At 72.5% G+C, this 1,955-nt stretch carries 3 protein-coding genes; all 3 read left to right on the top strand.

Annotation, left to right across the window (positions count from 1 at the left end; genetic code table 11):
- On the top strand, positions 1-245 hold a 245-nt coding region (locus FJ251_15895; GenBank protein ID MBM4119184.1), incomplete at its 5' end, for a hypothetical protein.
- Positions 246-260: 15 nt separating this feature from the next.
- Positions 261-911, top strand: coding sequence for a YihA family ribosome biogenesis GTP-binding protein (locus FJ251_15900; protein ID MBM4119185.1), 651 nt, complete (start codon positions 261-263; stop codon positions 909-911).
- A gap of 85 nt (positions 912-996) precedes the next feature.
- On the top strand, positions 997-1,955 hold a 959-nt coding region (locus FJ251_15905; protein MBM4119186.1), incomplete at its 3' end, for an adenylosuccinate synthase.

The following is a 1,955-nucleotide window of genomic DNA, read 5'->3' on the forward strand; positions in this document are numbered from 1 at the left end:
TTTTGGCCGCTCAGCGCCTGGGCATCCGCAAGGTGCTCCTGCCCAAGGCCAACGAGAAGGACCTGCCCGAGCTGCCCGAGCCGGTGCGCAAGGGTCTGGAGCTGGTCTTCGTCGAGCACATCGACGAGCTGCTCGCGCACGCCCTCGTCGAATCGCCGCTCGACGCGCGCCGGCGGGCGGGCAAGACGGGCAAGGCGCAGCGCGGGCCGGTCGGCCGGCGCAGCGGGGCGAGGGCGCACGCCTAGCGGGGAGCGAGGCCCATGGGCCGCTTCGAGCAGCTCGTCTACGAGATCAGCGCGACGAGCCTGTCCGGCTGCCCGGCCGAGGCTTGGCCGGAGGTGGCCGTCTCGGGCCGCTCGAACGTGGGCAAGAGCAGCCTCCTCAACCGCCTGGCGGCCAAGAAGGCGCTGGCCCGCGTGAGCCAGCGGCCCGGCAAGACCCAGGCCCTCAACTTCTTCCGTCTCGGCGAGAGCCGGGCCCGGCTCGTGGATCTGCCCGGCTACGGCTACGCCGAAGTGCCGCGCGCGGTGCAGGACGCCTGGCGCCGCTTCATGACCGACTACCTCGAGCGGCGCGCGCAGCTCGCGGGGCTCGTGCAGCTCGTCGACAGCCGCCACGCACCGACGGCGCTGGATCGGCAGATGATCGAGTGGCTGCAGGCGAGAGGTCTTCCCTTCCTGCTCGTGCTGACGAAGGCCGACAAGCTGAAGCGCAGCGAGCGCCAGCCGGCGCTCGCGGGCGCGCGGGCGGCGCTCGCGCTGCCCGCCGAGCAGCCCGCGCTGCTCTTCTCGGCCGAGGACGGCACGGGGCGCCCCGAACTGATCGCCTGGATCGACGGCCAGCTCACGCGCTGGCGGCCGGCGGCAACGGCCGCGGCGGAGGCCGCGGACGCGGCGCCGCCGGCAGGGTAGCGTTGACAGGCACAGAGGGCCCGTCTATCGTGGGGCGGCTCGGAGCCCGGCCCCACGGCCGGGCTCCGACGTGACGAGGAGAGTCATGAGCGAGAGGCAGGGTAGCGCGACCGTCGTGGTCGGCGGGCAGTGGGGCGACGAGGGCAAGGGCAAGATCGTCGACGTGCTGGCCGCGCGGCACGACGTCGTCGTGCGCTACCAGGGCGGCGCCAACGCGGGCCACACGATCCGCGCGGACGGCCAGGAGTACATCTTCCACCTGATTCCGTCGGGCATCCTCAGCGAAGGCAAGGACTGCGTGCTCGGGCCGGGGCTCGTCGTGGACCCGGTCACCCTGGCCGACGAGATCAAGGCGCTCAAGAAGCGCGGGGTTTCGGTGGACGGCCGGCTATTCCTCAGCGACGCCGCGCATCTCATCCTGCCGCACCACCGGCTGATCGACCGCCTCCAGGAGGAGGCGAAGAAGGGCCGCTCGATCGGCACCACGGGCCGCGGCATCGGCCCCGCCTACGCGGACAAGGTGTCGCGCAGCGGCCTGCGGGCGGAGTGCTTCCGTCTCGACACCGAGCGCTTCAAGCGCGTGATCATCGAGCGGACGATCGAGCAGAACCGCCGCATCGACGCCCTCTACCACGGCGAGCCGGTGAGCCCGAACGAGACCGCCGAGAAGTTGCTCGGGGTGAAGACCGTGATCGAGCCGCTGCTGATCGACGCGGTCGACTTCCTGCACGAGTCCCTGCACGGCGGCAAGCGCCTGTTGCTCGAGGGCGCGCAGGGCACCCTGCTCGACATCGACCACGGCACCTATCCCTTCGTGACGAGCAGCAACCCGAGCGTGGGCGGCGCGATCACGGGCAGCGGCGTGCCGCCGCGCTGGATCGGCGAGGTGGTGGGGGTGCTCAAGGCCTACAGCACACGCGTCGGCAACGGCCCCTTCCCGAGCGAGCTGACGGATGAGCGCGGTGAGCAGCTGCGCACGCGGGGCGCCGAGTTCGGCGCCACGACCGGCCGGCCGCGCCGCTGCGGCTGGTTCGACCTGCCGGC

It is taken from the genome of bacterium (genome assembly GCA_016873475.1).
GTDB lineage: Bacteria > Krumholzibacteriota > Krumholzibacteriia > JACNKJ01 > JACNKJ01 > VGXI01.